This window comes from Pseudomonas sp. R1-6 (assembly GCF_051132115.1).
In the GTDB taxonomy this organism is placed as follows: domain Bacteria; phylum Pseudomonadota; class Gammaproteobacteria; order Pseudomonadales; family Pseudomonadaceae; genus Aquipseudomonas.
The window spans coordinates 3,611,582-3,625,207 of sequence record NZ_CP071662.1 but is presented as its reverse complement, the minus strand read 5'-3'; the positions used below and the strand labels follow the sequence as shown (position 1 = coordinate 3,625,207).

Genomic DNA, 13,626 nt, shown 5'->3' with positions numbered 1-13,626 from the left:
TGGGCCCTTTTTTGTTGGCTGCGATTTTCAAAACTTTTTCAAAACTTTTGCAAAACCCCACCTCACAACGCCAATTCGGCACCCACCTCGACGTATTCAATCGTCTGCTCGCCGTGTCCCTTCTGGTAGTGCTTCGTCATCTTTTCGTCTGCATGACCAAGCAGCGCCTGGATGTATTCCTGGGGGAAGTTCTGCTGCTCATAGAGCCACGCGCCTAAAGCGCGAATCTCGTGAAAAGTGGGGCGCTCTCCTGCTGGCATATAGTCATAGGCGTGCGCCTCGTCCCTGGCCTTGCTGAATTCCTTGGTCAGGTAATCCGGCGTCACAGAGGTCCAGTGATCCTTCGCATTGATCTGCTCTCTGCGCCTCGCCTTGGGCTTGTAATGGATCAGGTAGGGGGAAGCGACGGGTGAGCGTAGGCACTCTCCTACAACCTCGCGTAGGGCGGCCCCCATCTTGATTTTGAGGTGAACCGGATTGCTGTAACCCTGAGTTTTTCCGGGCGAAACGGTCAGCGTGTTTTCATCCATGTTGGCGGCTGATTTCTGCCAGGTCACGATGTCCTCGCGCCGCTGGAGGCTAGTCAGCGCTAGGCGGATGGCGCGCTTTAACCATGGAGGTGTAGTTGCGGCGTTGATTATGGTTTTCAGCCCTTCGAGGGTGTGACGTTGTCGCTTCTTCTCCGCCTCCTTTTTCACCAGGGTTAGCTCGGCCACATTTCGCTCTGCGAGGCCTTTCGCCACGGCAAAAGCGAATATCTGTACCCAGAGACCGCGGTGCTTCGTGTAGGCGTTGTTGCTGAACTGGTCCAGGTATTCAGCCATGGCAAGCACGTCCAATTGCCCAATCAGGCGTTCGCCAAGGTCTCGCTGATACCGCTGAAGCTTGAACTTGATCTCCTCTAGTGTGCGAGCTGCGTAGCCTTTGTCCTTAAGCCATTCGTCCTGAAAACGCTGCAATAGGATGTTGATCGTCGGCAGACGCTCGCCAGTCAACACGGTGAGTAGCGCGCCGTCGTCGACAACCAGCGCCGACAGTTTCAGATTCGCCGCCCGCGCTAGCTTTATTGCTTCTTCCAAAGGACGGTTGATGCTCGTCACCAATCCGGTGATGGGATTGCGGTACCGCCAATATTTTCCGTTGGGGTAGAGGTTCGGCGGCAACTTTCTATTTTTCAATATGCGTGGCCGAGCCGCCATCAACCAATCTCCATCATTTGTGCGAGCAGCGGGTCGTTTGCTCCCATGACTGCTGCTTGCAGGTCTACAAAGTACATCCCGCCCTTGATCTCCCCGATCACTTCCCCCTCCTCGATCCATCTTTTGAGCTGCTGGACGCTAGGTTTGCCGCCTGCGTACCGTAGTTTTCTGTACTCGCTCACCTCCATGAGGCGAGGGAGCTTTACTGTCATTTGGGCAATGATTTTTGCCATGATGATGCTCCATGCCGCGCGCAGCGGCGGAAGGTTGTGATGATATGGAGTGATGTTCGGGAAGGAGAGCAGGCAGCCAAAAAGACCGTTTCGGCTGGTAACAGATTGCCTTTGGCGGAATACTGGTGGCATTCTGCTGCTAGACGAATTGGGCCATGCGAGAGGATTGTAAAATGACAACTAACGCAAACGAAGCAATGCTTGAACAACTGAAAAATGAAGCCACCAAAATGGGCATTGACCCAGATTTGGTTCGTTTGGAAGACATCAGCGTCATGAAGCGTGCCGAAAAAATACGTGTCAAATGGCGCGACATTGAAATTGAAGCCCCCGCGCCATCCCAGGAAACATTTGATTCCTGGTTTGAAGAAAATGGGAAGGTAATAGCCGGTGCTGTCGTTGCTTTAGCCGGTGTTACGATTGGGCTTATAGGGGCTGCAGCGCTTAAGCGATAAGTCGACTATTGAAAGCGGACGAGGTATCGCCTACAGAAAAATGCCCCAGCTCAATTTGAGTGGGTTTTACAGGTGGTTTGTGAGTATGAGAAGTGCTGATGTGGAACGTATTCGTAGCAGATCAGCATATACAGAATGAGCAGCATGGACGCGGAATAATGGACGTGCAGATGACGGCAGCATCAAACACAACACAGAGACCTACCAGTCTACAATACAGTTATAAGAGCTTTGAGGTCTCAATTCGATTCGATTGGACCGAGGAGCTTCCATTTCCTAAAGCCTTTTACGTCACTCTCCAGCAGTCACATACGGCCTCCATAGAGGAGACAAGAGAGGATGGCGCTTGGGTCAATTATGAGGAGGCTGCCGAGCAAGGTAAGCGGCTTGCAGAAGGTTGGGCGGACCAAATAGAGCGTGAGCGACTAGCGGGTAACAGATCTTGTTGAGCTGCTCTTGGTGGTGGAAATTGGATGCTCGATGGGGCTGATGGTAATCATCTTCCTGTACGAGCTCACTGATCTGGCAACTTACAACGAACCTTGAATCTCTTGCCAACGGGCTTGATCTCGACTGATCCGATGCGCTCCGTGGTGAAAGCGCTATGCTGGCAATTTTATAATGGGTGGAGTTGAATAGCCGATTCACGAATGGAATACGGGACGGTTTATGCAGTTCAAGCGCGGCTTCAGCATCCTCGGTTTCGCTATGATTATCGTTATGGCGGCTGGGTGTAAGTCCTACACTGAGAAAGCAGCGGAGGGGCTACCTAACTCCGAAACCGCAGGTATTCGGGCGATAGAGAAGACGCTCACGATTGCCAGCGTAGATGGAGCAGACACTCTGTATGCGTTGTACACGCAGCGTACAGAATATCGCTTGTCGCCGGGAAAACACCGTCTGGAAGTGAAGAAGTGGACGGGAACACGAGCGACGAGGCCAATTTTTCGGGACGTTTACCTAAAAGCCGGGCGTGAGTACGGTCTCAAATCGATGCCAAGCGAAGACTGGTGGGACTTTAAGATCGAGGATATGGAATCCGGTGAACGGATAGATAAACCGATCACCCCTTAAGGATGGGGCGACGATGGACCCCTACGACCTCCTAGAAGAAGTCAACGACGACCAATCTTTTCTTAGATTTGCCCATGCTCTGATGGCAGATAGAGCGGCAGCCTCGGCAGATAGCACAGATTGGGAAAACGATACGATAGATGGTTTCTTGGAATCTGCCGTTGCGTGGGCAAAAGCCAGCGACTTTGGTATCAGGCAGGGGCTTGATCCGTCTAACCCTTGGCGTCAGTTTGCGGTTTTTCTGTACTGCGGAAAGATCTGTGAATGACCCGTGCGTTTGAGGGCTGTTGGAAAAAAAGCTCCTATTTAGCGTTAAGTGCCAAGTCTCTAAGCCTTCTCTCCGTCGCGTGGTCGAACCGGTCCAGAATTAGGTCGGCTTGATCCCCGGTGATGGCTCCCGCGCAGGTTAGGCCGATCACAAATCCGTGAGCTTTTGCACCGCTTTTGACGGCCAGGATCATCGATCCAGCGGTCTCGATGTCTTTTAGTATCTTCTCAGCGGCGCGCATCGCCCCGGCTGGTAGGTTGAAAGGTTCGTTAGACATTTGGTACTCCGCACACGCAAGTTTGCCCTTCGCCGGGCCGGGGCGTCGTCGCCCTCTGATGCCATCGACCAATTCGACGAAGTAGGGTTTCAGAAATCCTTAGCTTTTGGCGCCTGACGGGGTCGCGTTTCCGATAGGCTGCCCATCTGCCGGCTGGCACGACAAACGGCTCGCCAGCGACCTCATCCTAGGAGGAACCCAACCCGTTTGCCTAGAATCCAATTTGGAAACGGGAGGTGGAAGTGGAATGAAGTGCAGTTGCTGGATTTGTTGGGGCGACGCGTATCGCAAGGGTCTATGCGGTGACTGGGATGATGTCACTTGCCTAGAGTGTGGACATTACATAATTAGTCGCCGTTTGTTGAAGGATTACCTAGGTAGTAAATTTGACGTAGAGCGCATGCGAGACACTTTCGCTTTCGTTAGCGCTCAGGGTTGCATTCCGCTGGTGCACAGGTACAGCGCCGTATTTGCCAACAAAATGCCGCCACTAAAGCCTTCTGGGAAATTGATCGGCTGGCCTATCACCTTAAACAAGCTGGCAGTACAGCGGGGTGAATAGATGATCTGTCATGGCGAGCCCAAATAGGTATCAAGCGGCTAATCTGACCTGATTCCAGGCGCCGACGGCAGAGAATAGCTTCGCGACTTGTCCCTCTCCCAGACACACATCGTCGGGTATCGCAATCCAGCCAGACGCCACCAGATGGTTCGGATTGCAGCTCTTGCGGAGCTCCAGGTAGTAATGCTCGATAGCATGCGTAAGACTTTCCACCTTGTAGACGCCTTGTGGCGATATCTCCACTGACTTGATGTACTCGGCTCCGCGGTCGTCTCGGCACATGCCGGCGATATAGATTGTCCAGTTGTAGGCGAAATCGAAGATTGCGTTTGCGATTTCAAGCGTTCGGATCTGGCGGCAACTTTTCCAGTTCATCATGACCTGCGTGCCGCTCGGGTCAATGTTTACCACTGCGACATGGTTGGTCCTGAGCAATGCCCGGCATTTTCGTTCGGCGCGGGCGACGTTGTTATTCGCTTTACGTTTGCTCATGGCGTGTCCACCGCTTTGCGCCTCGTACTCCGCTTGGCGTGAGGCCGCGATTTGCGTCTCCGCTTCAGGATTGTTTCCGGGTCTATACGGGTGGAGCGGGGCGGTCGTATCGGATTGAAAGGCGGTGCCTCCAATTGAACGACTCGTCCGCCCTCCTGGAGATATTTGGTGATCTGATCATCGATCGATTCTGCATTCCGCCGCTGCAGCTCGATCAGGCTGAGGTGATTGCTAATCATCTTTGCCTCACTTAATTCGGATGGAGCTATCTCCACGTTCCAGGTGCGCCCAGGACGGTTCGGGCAGAAGTTCATGCTCGACGTCTTCACCAGCTTCGATCCGTTTCCGGACGGCGTCGTTGTGATCGCGGATTTCTTTGAGTTTGGCGGCGATAGCGTTCTTATCGGGCGCAATGCTGGTTTTCACGGCAATGAGCTCATCCGGCACGGCGTCCTCGTTGTCCACGATTACCTTCTCTTTGCCGAGGGCCAGGGTAATGGTGAAAAGGGGACGCTTAATGGTTTTGAGATTTGCCGCTTCCATGTTTCGGCGAAGGTAGTCGGTGATCTCGGCCACGCTGTTGTTCTTGATGCGCTTGAGCTCGGTGAGACGCTCAATCTCGTTTTCAATCGCGGCCACATCGCTTTCAATGTTCCGGCGCAGCATGACGACATTGTCGGCCTTCACTTCGAACTCGCCTTGGATCTCTTCCAGGGCGTGCTGTAGGGCCTCTTTAAGTCCCTCATCATCGACGTCGGCCATCGCTTGGATCTCGGCGAGCTTGCCGGAGAGTGCGTATAGCTGGGTCATGCAGCTGACTCCTCTTCGAATTTCGCAGAAAGGTCTTTCAGTTCTTTGGCGATGCGCCGGACCGCCGTATCGTCTTTACGCGCGGTCAGGCGTCGAACTGCGTGGTCATGGATCTTTTTGAGTTCTTGCAGCGACTGGGCACCTTGCATCGTCTCGACAACCGACCTGATGTAATCCAGCCGTTCTTGCTTCTGGCGTTCCTCTTCCGCGACCTTGTCTTCAGCTTTGATCATCGCTACCTCATCGCGCACCGCATCGACATAGGCGGCGTCCTCATAGAGGCCCATGTGGATGTCGGCTGCAAACCCGAGGGGTTGACCTCCCAGCGTGAGCCGGGTAATCGTTTATGGCGCGTGTTGTTAAAGAGCTGTGGGACCTGATCAGGCCCTTTTACGGCGTAGCGCAGTAGAGATGGGTAAAAATTAGCAATGGCTAATCGAGACGTCAATAGCAAATGCTAAAAAATTGGATAATAAGCCGCACCCTGCCTAGAGCTCCAATTTCGTGAGCGCAGGAGGTGGTTACATTTTTATTGGACTCAGATATGCTAAATAAGCTGGTTATGCATACAGTGTTGGAGCAATCTATGGTGACTGAACTCAAGCACACCCAACCAAAACGCCAGGGAATGACCGCGATTGAGCGCCTGGGCCTGCGCATCTCTTCGTTAATCAATCATCCTGTTGCGCAGATTCAACGCAGGATTACGTTTCAGCGCTTGGATACAGAGGGAGACCAAGAATGGGACGAAGTGATGGGGCTGTTATCCGATACGCCGGGGATCACGGTGACTTTCAACAACGACGCGACAGTTACGTTGAGATGGGACGCGCGTACAGAGGATGACGTGGAGATTGAGTCGGAGTCCTTAAGGGCAATAGCTGAGCCGTTGCCTTGAGAGCGTTGTAGATAGCTGCTGTTGCCCCGAGATGCAGCGAATGTGCATTTATGGTGTATTCTTAGCGGTCAGTGGTGCGTTAAACGCACCTTGAATCTTTTCATTGTGTCAAGATTTGTTGGTGATTTTGTGATCAAGGAAAAGGCCATTAAGGCTGCTCTGATCGATTGGCTGTATGCCAAAGGGATGGTCCGAGACGCTGTGGTAATCAACGAGATGGTCGTGGCTAATTGGGCTCGACGAGCTGATATAGCGCTTGCTAACGGCAGATTATACGGTTTTGAAATTAAGAGTGCTTTCGACTCCTTAAAAAGACTGCCGGGGCAAATTGAATCGTTTAGGTGTCATTTTGACAAAGTCACAGTGGTAGCGGCTTCTAAATTTATCGCTGATATTACCGAAAGCTATCCGTCTGAAGTCGGTGTAATTGAAGTTTACCTGAAATCTGACAAGGTCGCATTTAGACAGGTGAGGGCGGGGCGGATTGATGAGGTTAAAAACTCCCAATACCTTGCTAGCCTGATAACGCGAGTGGAAATCGAAAGGCTGCTAAGGGCGGAAGGTATTTCCTTTAAGGTTGGAGCTACAAGGAAGGAGCTTCTTCAATATGTAGATTTGATCGCTATAAAGAAAATGCGTTCGTTCGCGCTATCATGTATAAAAGAGCGGTATCGAAAAACGTTTATAGCCTTTGATAAAGCTAGAGAGGCTAACGGGTCGCTAGAAAGCTTATCATTACTAAGTCGAGGTGAAAGCCTGCGAGCTGTCCTGTCTCTATCGCAAGAAATACCACAAAGCTATTTTAGGGCAGCGGGAGGAGAGTATGAACGTAGCGTTGATACTTCAGTACTTGGCCATGAGTTTGGAGCAATACCAGAGGATATGCCCCAAACGGTTTTAGTAAGGCGGAGAAGTCAAATTAGATCGTCATAGTCTTCTTCATCGTCTATACGGCCGCTGCATCTGAAATCGATTTGTTTAGATATATGCATGTTGACTCTCGCGGCTATCCAAGCAGCAGGGGTCTTCATGCCTTCGATATTTCCTTGAGCAGCCTGTCTGATCATTTCGGCTCCCCATGTCAAATCGTCTTCGATTTCTGTATATGAAGAAATAAGCTTTTGCGCAGCGTCAATATATCCTGTTGAGTTATTCTCTGGGCGTCTTTCAAAGATCCAGGCATCGTTCAATGGATAGTCAATTCGGGGGGTGTAACGGCCTCCTCCGGTAATGTAAACGCGTGAATGTATGGAGCCATGATCCCCATAAATCGCTGCTCCTGAACCAATTGCATCATGGATCTTAGACTCGTACATGGCAATCAGGCCGCGCTTACCGCCGCTATTAGGGTCTAAAAAAGAGACTACAGACGATGGAAAGCTGGTCGCAGTGATGATTATTTCTGCATCCTCTACCTCGTCCCTTATTTCGTTTATAGTAGAAATGCATCCTGCCAAGCAGGCGGGCAGGGTATCTCTTACATATCCTGCGTCGATGATTACTACCGCGTTCTCAACGGAGTCCAAAGAGGATAACGCTGAAATTATTTTTGCGGTGTCCTCGCCAAAATTTCTGACTTTAAATGCTACTTTGTTACAACCGATTCTCTCCAGTTCCCTGGTCTGTCTGATGATCTGGGATGTTTTAGAATCAGGGGTGATTTGAATTATAGGTATAACGGGGGCATTGATTTTGCTTATAAAGTCTCTCCAATTTTTAAAATTGGTACTAGAATCTTTTAAGCGTTTGATATCTTCTGTGAGAAAAGAGGGCTCGGTTGTTAGATCCAGCATGAATGGACGGCCGGCAGTAGCGGAAACTATTTTAGATAATGGAACCTCTATGTTGGGCTGTCGAGGCCAAGCGCCTAACGTGAAAGCAGGGATAATCGCATCTTTATGATTGTTGGTGAGATTTTCATAGCCGGTAATTTCTGCAGGCCTGCTACGTAGTGCCGGGTAATAATTATAATCTTCGAAGGTTATGTCCATGTTACGCTTCCTCTGGTGACTCTAGTTCTACCTGAATACCATTCGGGGCAGGAGAATGGGGCTCTGCGGGTTTTCGCTCTCTTTTTGTCGCCTGCTGTCGTACCGTTTTTGAAATTATGTAAGCGTTGATTTCTATAATTTTGGCGTTTGCATTTTCAAGATCGTTAACCCTGATTAGCAGCTCGGCGTATGCCTGATGAGCCTTCGTTAATTCGGACATCAATTTCCATAGAGGAATTGTTAAAAAAATTCCCACTAATAGCGCTGCCGACCAACCAGAGATTCCGAGCCAAATGGCTTTCTCGCCTGCCGACAATGTATATACGGAGAGCAAAACACCGATGATACTTAAGGAGACGCCGGCAATACCTAAGTAGATCCCGGCATTCGATTCGATTGAGAACGGCTTGATTCTTTGCAACTGTCACCTCCTGGCATGGAAATCCTGTTTATTGCATGAATTGTTTGTTGTCTCTAGATAAGAGGGGCTGAACATACGACGTAAAGCTCACAGCTTTCGAGCATTCCAAACGAGCAGAACCTTTGCGTGGATCGTCACGTCATTGACGTGTGCTATCAAATCCTTGTTTTTTTTATTATCCGAAATAAGCCAGAAATGCTCGGCGTCCTTCATTTGCAGACGTTTTATATAGAGCAGTCCGTGCCACGTGATAACATACACGCCTTCGCCTATAAATTCGTTGACGCCGCGATCAACTATGACGGGGTCGTTGTTATTAATAGTGCCCTCCATGCTCTGGCCCCAGCCAGTGATCATCGCGAGGGCAGAAGCGGATGTATAGGTCACACCTTTCTCGCGAAGCACTTCCTCTCGGACCACAAGGTTCCGGATTGCCTCGTTATATTCCGGTGGAACTTGACCATGGCCCATCGCCGCTCTGACGTCATACTGGGGAATCAAAATTTCGTCGTTGGTTGGGCGCAGATGGGCCAAGTTTGCTGGATAAAAATTATCAAGCTCGTCATCTGGCGCTTCAGCAGCAGCAAGGATTCGGTCGCGCGCTTCGCTGGAAAATCCCGTTACCTTCGTGAGCGAATGCTTCAACTGTTCAATAGCTGAAAGCCCGGCCTTCGCATGGACAGCTGGTTCCATCGGAACCGGACTGACCAAGCTACCTGCCGGAAGGCCAATTTTGTCTTCCAGATTCGCGGCAGCCTTTTCTCCGAGGTTTCGGTGCCCATTCAGGATTTGTGACAGGTACGACGCATCAAGGCCGTATTGATTGGCGAAGTCTTTTTGGGAGGCTCCAGCCATTACGGCTTTCAGCGCCTTCACTCTCAATTGATTTATGTCCATCCCTAAATCATCGCCTCCGGTTAGCACACAGTAAATTACAGGTTGCTATTGAATAGGGCATTAGCAATTGCTAATCTTGTGAGTGCACGGAGGTACAACATGAACCTGCACGATTACATCAAGCCTTTCAACAAACAGGCACTAGAGGAATTTGCGGGCAACTGCGGCACTACGGTGGGCCAACTCAAGCAGGTTGCCTATGGCTATCGCCGGCCAGGCGCAGCCCTCGCAATCGGTATCGAGCGTGAGTCCTCTCGAGCTGTCACGTGCGAGGAAATGCGTCCAGACATCGATTGGGCATATTTGCGTAATTCTCTATCAACCAAACCAGCTGCGTAACCTTTCAAAGCAACCAAGGAGTTTTGCACCGATGGGATTTAAAGACCCCCTCAACCAACGCAGAGATATCGCTCGCAAGATTCGTCTCTATCCGCTCTTGGATCGGCAACTGCAACGTGCCGCCGACAAGAGCCGCCGCGAGTACGCAACCTACCTATTCGAGATGCTTGAGTGGGCCGCCGTAAACGGGGCCATCGAAGCACTGATGCCGGAGGATCTGAAGGATATCGCGGGCTAGAGGCCCTCAGGAGGGCACGATGCAATTTACTGAAGAGAACGTGCCGCCCGAGATCCGAGCCAAGGTTCATCGACTCATGGAAGCAAGAGGGTGGGTATTCGGGCGACTGCATAGATCTCTTTCTTCCGCGCATTGGCGTGTGCTCGTGGCGAAGTTCTCGACTCACACCGAGCGCAAACACACCGCCATCGCTGAGCTGACAAAGACTGTGCGCTCACCAGCACCTGAGCGATTTCGACATTGTGCGATCGTTACTTGGGCATTACCCAAGCCAGCTGGAGTCAGTGGCAAACGTTCGACAACCGTGCTGCCAGCAGCGTGGTACGAGATGGATAATTGGTCTGAAGAGCCTTATCCGATCAAGACCCAGGAGCGGTGGCGGAGGGATATACGTAAGGCGCTGGAACGCGAAGTTGATCAGGCTTTAGTTGCTGCCCAAACGCTGTTGGATGCAGAGGGACTTATTGAAACAAAAGCCGCTTGACTTGATTTGAGCCAATGAGCCATTATTTACCCATCCTGCCGTTCCTGCGTATTGATAGGGATGATAGAAAGAGCCCAGCCATAGATGCTGGGCTTTTTGTTTTTAAGATTTACTGGTTGATAGGTTGGACTGCTAAAATCTGGCGCCGATACTATGGTTCGGCCGAAACATAGCCGGTTAGCGGGAGAAAATGAGAAAAGAGTTTGAAGCTGTACGTTAAGCCCCATGAGCTCGCTAGATCCAAGCATGGCTATTTAGACGCAGCAACTGAGCGTGGGTGGGTCCTCTGGCAGAGGGCTTGGCATGCAGCAATGTCAATTGGATGCCCAATACTCTCGCAACAACCAGATACTGCGAATTTGACCGAAGAAGAAATTGATTTTCGTCAAAAAGCTATTCCAATAGTTTACTGAACTTCCTCTTTAAAGCAGGTCGAGCACTATCGAGGATCTCTGCATCCGCAGAGGCCTTTTCGTTTCCGGCTCCACCACAGCCATTGCCCTGGTGGGTACCGTTGGGGCTGACTTACACAGAGTCCCTATGGCTTTTGCTTCGGCAATGCGCAAATTGCGGGGGCTCATTCGTACCTGTATCCCGCTGGCCGTCTCCAAACGGCTTGTATATTTCTGAAGTAACCCTGGACTCAGTCGAGCTCGCCATAGGCTCAGCCACTTGGTTGACCGGTGCTGGGAACGTGGCGCTCGGTAGTTCCATATGGTTAAGCTTGGCGCCTGCAGAACTTGTATCGAGGTCAGTTACGCTACGCGGCTGAAATAGACAACGGTCTGAAACCGCCGCGGGAGTTGTACTGGCCGGCTGATCATGAGACGTTCTCGCATCAGCTTCGGAACGTTCACTAGAGGTCAGGGCACCAGCCGTGTAATTCTCGTCTAGCCACGCTACCAACTGCACTGCGCGATAGGGTGGGCGCCCTGGAGCCGCTTCCAACCGTAGCGCAATGCGTTCCCTGTTCATGTCGTTGACTTGGAATCCACGCAGAACAAGATATTGATCAATAAAGTCTTCGACATCCCACGCCTCGGTGATCGAGGCGAAGATGCCCTCGATCTTTCCCGAGTAGCGCTTTTTATCTGAACGTTCCCAAGGCATGATCTAGACCCTTAATATCAGAATGATACTGTGGTGGCGTGCGGTGTGCTTGGCAATATTTCATTCTCGCGAGCGATTACTGGCCAATGACGGCTGAAGAAAGATCACCTGTCCTCGCCATGCCCTGCGCAGCTAATGTGTTGGGTTTTGCGTACCGAGGGGAAAGATTCCAGCGGACATTTGAGACTCCATGGCTCCGTGCTACTGTTCTGACAGCTGACAATAGTTGAGCGTGCAACATCACGCTGAAAGATACTCCACATGCTATCGCTGCGAGTGTCCAGGCATCGCCGTCACTCATCTGGCTTGCAGTGTGAAGCGTGACCCTTTTTACGCCGCCGAACACATAGTGGATCTCGTAAGTGTTAAGAGTTTGCACCTTCAGCTGGCTCCTATTAGGCAGTCGCTAGCCATGCTTAAGTTTCTGACCCATTAGGGGTTTTACCGCTCGACCGCTTAGGGGCCGACGCGCTCAGAAATAGATTGCGCAAACTTAAAAAAATTCAGTGCGGCCGCCTTTCCGCATAATCATTAGTCCCTGATCAGCTCGGCCTTCGCCGAGTTTCGTATATATCCCCCCGAAAGGGAGGAAGCTGAGATACCGAAGATGCCAGACAAACCAGACACTTGGGCGATAGCGCTTACGTGGTTGAGCCAGCATTCGCCAATCCTCTATGCGGCTGCGTTGTCCTGCGCTATGGCCGTCCTGCGAATCACGTACGGTGGTGGCACAAGGCGCCAGATGATCGTAGAGGGCGCCATCTGTGGCGGCCTGGCCCTGACGATCATCAGCGGACTTGAGTTCTTCTCGCTGCCCCAGAGCATGGCGACATTCGTTGGTGGCTGGGTTGGTTTCCTTGGGGTGGAGAAGATTCGCTCCATTGCTGACCGGGTGACTGATTTCAAGCTCCCTGGCCGCAAGGCCGAGTAGCGCGATACACGTTTCGCGCATCAGCAAACTGTGTCGCGATATGGGGCAAAACCACTACCACCTGGTGTATTGATCATGAAGCTGCTTGAGAGCGCCCTGATATACGGAGGCAGTGAGTTTAGACCTGAGCCTTCGCATGACGTCCTGAGCGGTAGAGCTTACCTTCTCGGTGTTTCTCCCGGTTCGCTCCGCCCATGCAGATGCTGCCTTCAATACAGCTTTTTCATCAATGCGCTGGGACACCTGTTCATTTCCTTTTTGAACACAGCTGATCTTAGTTGAACGGGCGGGATGGGGAGAAATGAATCGACCAATGCCGCCAGCAGCTTTACTCGACCTGTCCGATCTTCCCGGCCTAGGCATGCGCCTGGTCCCTGCGCCAGAAGTGTGGGAATGGCTCCAGGCCGAGATCCTTGCCGACACCGGTAGCATTCACAGTTTAGACCATGCTCACCTACTGGATGCAGACGTCCGGGTCATGTGGGCGTCGGCGAGCTTCGACAAGCAGGGCCGCACAGTCCTGGGCCAGGCCGAGCAAGTGGCGTTCCGTGCCGGTGGCTGGCAGAAGGCCCGGATGGAGCAGCAGATGCGTGATTGGTTCGGCGATGTGCCGAGCTTCATCATCACCCTGGCCGCCGATTACTGCGCCCAATGCAGCGACCTAGAGTTCTGCGCACTCATTGAACACGAGCTGTATCACCTAGCTCACGCGACCGACAAGTACGGTCAACCAGCATTCACCCAAGACGGTAAGCCGAAGATAAAGCTTCGAGGCCACGACGTGGAAGAGTTCGTCGGTGTGGTCCGCCGCTACGGCGCTACGCCTGACGTTCAAGCTCTGGTGGATGCTGCAAACAGCCCTGCTGAGGTGGGGAAACTGAACATAGCGAGGGCCTGCGGAACCTGTCTCCTCAAGTCGGCCTGACACTTGACCAGACTTTGACGGA

At 51.8% G+C, this 13,626-nt stretch carries 20 protein-coding genes; 10 read left to right on the top strand and 10 right to left on the bottom strand.

Going from position 1 to position 13,626, the window contains the following annotated elements; genetic code table 11:
* Positions 1–62: 62 nt before the first annotated feature.
* A complete protein-coding gene (locus J3P81_RS16355) occupies positions 63–1,199 on the bottom strand; it encodes a tyrosine-type recombinase/integrase (protein ID WP_030142010.1) in 1,137 nt (378 codons plus the stop codon).
* A complete protein-coding gene (locus tag J3P81_RS16350; RefSeq protein WP_434559807.1) occupies positions 1,199–1,432 on the bottom strand; it encodes a hypothetical protein in 234 nt (77 codons plus the stop codon). The genes J3P81_RS16355 and J3P81_RS16350 overlap by 1 nt, the downstream gene beginning before the upstream one ends.
* Before the next feature lie 173 nt (positions 1,433–1,605).
* On the opposite strand from J3P81_RS16350, the gene J3P81_RS16345 reads away from it, so the two are divergent.
* The 3 genes from J3P81_RS16345 to J3P81_RS16335 all read left to right on the top strand — a co-directional run bounded on the left by J3P81_RS16345 (position 1,606) and on the right by J3P81_RS16335 (position 3,229).
* Positions 1,606–1,887: a hypothetical protein gene (locus J3P81_RS16345; protein WP_434559805.1), complete on the top strand. Its 282-nt coding sequence runs from the start codon at positions 1,606–1,608 to the stop codon at positions 1,885–1,887.
* 669 nt (positions 1,888–2,556) lie between these two features.
* Positions 2,557–2,961 (top strand): hypothetical protein, encoded by a 405-nt coding sequence (locus J3P81_RS16340; RefSeq protein WP_434559803.1) that lies wholly within the window; start codon positions 2,557–2,559, stop codon positions 2,959–2,961.
* Between the two features lie 13 nt (positions 2,962–2,974).
* Positions 2,975–3,229, top strand: a complete 255-nt coding sequence (locus J3P81_RS16335) for a DUF7660 family protein (RefSeq protein ID WP_434559801.1) — start codon at positions 2,975–2,977, stop codon at positions 3,227–3,229.
* 34 nt (positions 3,230–3,263) lie between these two features.
* On the opposite strand, the gene J3P81_RS16330 is transcribed toward J3P81_RS16335, so the two are convergent.
* The 4 genes from J3P81_RS16330 to J3P81_RS16315 all read right to left on the bottom strand — a co-directional run bounded on the left by J3P81_RS16330 (position 3,264) and on the right by J3P81_RS16315 (position 5,657).
* Positions 3,264–3,506, bottom strand: coding sequence for a hypothetical protein (locus J3P81_RS16330; RefSeq protein WP_420765703.1), 243 nt, complete (start codon positions 3,504–3,506; stop codon positions 3,264–3,266).
* Positions 3,507–4,098: 592 nt separating this feature from the next.
* Positions 4,099–4,560 carry a hypothetical protein gene (locus tag J3P81_RS16325; protein ID WP_434559799.1) on the bottom strand — a complete coding sequence of 154 codons (462 nt, stop codon included), beginning with the start codon at positions 4,558–4,560 and terminating at the stop codon, positions 4,099–4,101.
* Between the two features lie 246 nt (positions 4,561–4,806).
* Positions 4,807–5,370: a siphovirus Gp157 family protein gene (locus tag J3P81_RS16320; RefSeq protein WP_198795952.1), complete on the bottom strand. Its 564-nt coding sequence runs from the start codon at positions 5,368–5,370 to the stop codon at positions 4,807–4,809.
* Positions 5,367–5,657: a hypothetical protein gene (locus J3P81_RS16315; protein ID WP_434559797.1), complete on the bottom strand. Its 291-nt coding sequence runs from the start codon at positions 5,655–5,657 to the stop codon at positions 5,367–5,369. The genes J3P81_RS16320 and J3P81_RS16315 overlap by 4 nt, the downstream gene beginning before the upstream one ends.
* 299 nt (positions 5,658–5,956) lie before the next feature.
* Between J3P81_RS16315 and J3P81_RS16310 the strand changes: the two genes are divergently transcribed.
* Together J3P81_RS16310 and J3P81_RS16305 are read left to right on the top strand one after the other, a co-directional pair.
* Positions 5,957–6,268, top strand: coding sequence for a DUF1654 domain-containing protein (locus J3P81_RS16310; protein WP_434559795.1), 312 nt, complete (start codon positions 5,957–5,959; stop codon positions 6,266–6,268).
* Positions 6,269–6,358: 90 nt separating this feature from the next.
* A complete protein-coding gene (locus J3P81_RS16305; protein WP_165887382.1) occupies positions 6,359–7,201 on the top strand; it encodes a sce7726 family protein in 843 nt (280 codons plus the stop codon).
* On the opposite strand, the gene J3P81_RS16300 is transcribed toward J3P81_RS16305, so the two are convergent.
* The 3 genes from J3P81_RS16300 to J3P81_RS16290 all read right to left on the bottom strand — a co-directional run bounded on the left by J3P81_RS16300 (position 7,183) and on the right by J3P81_RS16290 (position 9,577).
* On the bottom strand, positions 7,183–8,259 hold the full coding sequence (locus J3P81_RS16300; protein ID WP_198795955.1) for a beta family protein: 1,077 nt from the start codon (positions 8,257–8,259) through the stop codon (positions 7,183–7,185). The two genes, J3P81_RS16305 and J3P81_RS16300, sit on opposite strands and share 19 nt — an antisense overlap.
* A gap of 1 nt (position 8,260) precedes the next feature.
* Positions 8,261–8,680 (bottom strand): hypothetical protein, encoded by a 420-nt coding sequence (locus tag J3P81_RS16295; protein WP_434559793.1) that lies wholly within the window; start codon positions 8,678–8,680, stop codon positions 8,261–8,263.
* A gap of 87 nt (positions 8,681–8,767) precedes the next feature.
* Entirely contained in the window at positions 8,768–9,577 is an 810-nt protein-coding gene (locus J3P81_RS16290) for an XRE family transcriptional regulator (protein ID WP_165887385.1), read from the bottom strand.
* A 99-nt stretch (positions 9,578–9,676) separates the two neighbouring features.
* Between J3P81_RS16290 and J3P81_RS16285 the strand changes: the two genes are divergently transcribed.
* The 3 genes from J3P81_RS16285 (at position 9,677) to J3P81_RS16275 (ending at position 10,638) form a co-directional block, all read left to right on the top strand.
* Positions 9,677–9,916 carry a YdaS family helix-turn-helix protein gene (locus J3P81_RS16285; protein WP_165887386.1) on the top strand — a complete coding sequence of 80 codons (240 nt, stop codon included), beginning with the start codon at positions 9,677–9,679 and terminating at the stop codon, positions 9,914–9,916.
* 31 nt (positions 9,917–9,947) lie between these two features.
* A complete protein-coding gene (locus J3P81_RS16280; protein WP_030141993.1) occupies positions 9,948–10,154 on the top strand; it encodes a hypothetical protein in 207 nt (68 codons plus the stop codon).
* Positions 10,155–10,230: 76 nt separating this feature from the next.
* A complete protein-coding gene (locus J3P81_RS16275; protein WP_434564130.1) occupies positions 10,231–10,638 on the top strand; it encodes a hypothetical protein in 408 nt (135 codons plus the stop codon).
* 1,186 nt (positions 10,639–11,824) lie between these two features.
* Here J3P81_RS16275 and J3P81_RS16270 read toward each other — a convergent pair.
* Positions 11,825–12,094 (bottom strand): hypothetical protein, encoded by a 270-nt coding sequence (locus tag J3P81_RS16270; RefSeq protein WP_434564129.1) that lies wholly within the window; start codon positions 12,092–12,094, stop codon positions 11,825–11,827.
* A gap of 252 nt (positions 12,095–12,346) precedes the next feature.
* Between J3P81_RS16270 and J3P81_RS16265 the strand changes: the two genes are divergently transcribed.
* On the top strand, positions 12,347–12,679 hold the full coding sequence (locus tag J3P81_RS16265; protein ID WP_434564128.1) for a phage holin, lambda family: 333 nt from the start codon (positions 12,347–12,349) through the stop codon (positions 12,677–12,679).
* Positions 12,680–12,980: 301 nt separating this feature from the next.
* Positions 12,981–13,604 (top strand): putative metallopeptidase, encoded by a 624-nt coding sequence (locus tag J3P81_RS16260; RefSeq protein ID WP_434559791.1) that lies wholly within the window; start codon positions 12,981–12,983, stop codon positions 13,602–13,604.
* Positions 13,605–13,626 lie beyond the last annotated feature (22 nt).

Coding starts and splice junctions, on each gene's coding strand:
- J3P81_RS16355 (WP_030142010.1), bottom strand. CDS start 1,199: ATGGCGGCTCGGCCACGCATATTGAAAAATAGAAAGTTGCCGCCGAAC.
- J3P81_RS16350 (WP_434559807.1), bottom strand. CDS start 1,432: ATGGCAAAAATCATTGCCCAAATGACAGTAAAGCTCCCTCGCCTCATG.
- J3P81_RS16345 (WP_434559805.1), top strand. CDS start 1,606: ATGACAACTAACGCAAACGAAGCAATGCTTGAACAACTGAAAAATGAA.
- J3P81_RS16340 (WP_434559803.1), top strand. CDS start 2,557: ATGCAGTTCAAGCGCGGCTTCAGCATCCTCGGTTTCGCTATGATTATC.
- J3P81_RS16335 (WP_434559801.1), top strand. CDS start 2,975: ATGGACCCCTACGACCTCCTAGAAGAAGTCAACGACGACCAATCTTTT.
- J3P81_RS16330 (WP_420765703.1), bottom strand. CDS start 3,506: ATGTCTAACGAACCTTTCAACCTACCAGCCGGGGCGATGCGCGCCGCT.
- J3P81_RS16325 (WP_434559799.1), bottom strand. CDS start 4,560: ATGAGCAAACGTAAAGCGAATAACAACGTCGCCCGCGCCGAACGAAAA.
- J3P81_RS16320 (WP_198795952.1), bottom strand. CDS start 5,370: ATGACCCAGCTATACGCACTCTCCGGCAAGCTCGCCGAGATCCAAGCG.
- J3P81_RS16315 (WP_434559797.1), bottom strand. CDS start 5,657: ATGGGCCTCTATGAGGACGCCGCCTATGTCGATGCGGTGCGCGATGAG.
- J3P81_RS16310 (WP_434559795.1), top strand. CDS start 5,957: ATGGTGACTGAACTCAAGCACACCCAACCAAAACGCCAGGGAATGACC.
- J3P81_RS16300 (WP_198795955.1), bottom strand. CDS start 8,259: ATGGACATAACCTTCGAAGATTATAATTATTACCCGGCACTACGTAGC.
- J3P81_RS16290 (WP_165887385.1), bottom strand. CDS start 9,577: ATGGACATAAATCAATTGAGAGTGAAGGCGCTGAAAGCCGTAATGGCT.
- J3P81_RS16285 (WP_165887386.1), top strand. CDS start 9,677: ATGAACCTGCACGATTACATCAAGCCTTTCAACAAACAGGCACTAGAG.
- J3P81_RS16280 (WP_030141993.1), top strand. CDS start 9,948: ATGGGATTTAAAGACCCCCTCAACCAACGCAGAGATATCGCTCGCAAG.
- J3P81_RS16275 (WP_434564130.1), top strand. CDS start 10,231: ATGGAAGCAAGAGGGTGGGTATTCGGGCGACTGCATAGATCTCTTTCT.
- J3P81_RS16260 (WP_434559791.1), top strand. CDS start 12,981: ATGAATCGACCAATGCCGCCAGCAGCTTTACTCGACCTGTCCGATCTT.